General features: G+C 58.9%; 1 protein-coding gene. It reads right to left on the bottom strand.

The features are described 5' to 3' along the window. Positions 1 to 478, bottom strand: a 478-nt coding sequence (locus A3754_RS07525) for an aminoglycoside phosphotransferase family protein (protein WP_231880540.1), incomplete at its 3' end; no start/stop codon positions are given. Positions 479 to 647: the final 169 nt, after the last annotated feature.

A 647-nucleotide genomic window follows, 5' to 3' on the forward strand; every position in this document is an offset into this window, starting at 1 on the left:
GCTGCGCCAGGGCAGAGCGAATCAGCACGTCGAACACCCGGTCCAGCCGCTGGCGCAGTTCCCCGGTCACCACCTTTTCGCGGTGGCGGAACAGGTACCACTGCGGAAACAGTTCCAGCTCCCGCTGCAACAACGCTTCGTCGTACTGCGGCAAGCCGGTGGTATCGGTATGCAATTGCTGGGTAATCAGGGCATCGATGGCAGCGCTGTACCAGTCGTTGGCATTGGCTTCGGTCAGGGCGTTCAGCCAGGTCTGCGTGCCCATATCACTGAGCAGCAAAAAGCCCTGCTGCAAATCCTGATGAACAATGGCCGGCACGTGCAGGCCGGCCTGTTTCAGGCGCTCGGCAATATCCACGAAGGGGCGACAATCTTCCTGTTCCGGCGGGGCATCCATGGCTACCAGGCTAGTATCGCCGTGAAAATAACGGAAATAGCGGCGGAAGCTGGCGTCCGCTGACGCAGGTTCACCGGCCACAGGCTCACCAAGGTAAGCGCTTACCCACTGGTCAAGAGCGTGCTTTCTCGGGTCCGGGCTTGCTTCAGATTTACTTTTATCAGGCTGCATTGCCTTCCTTGTTCGATTACACTGCCGCTTTTGGTGGACGGAAAGCCCGCCCGCCATAAAGCGGCCTTTTTACCTGTTC

Source organism: Alcanivorax sp. HI0083 (assembly GCF_001635175.1).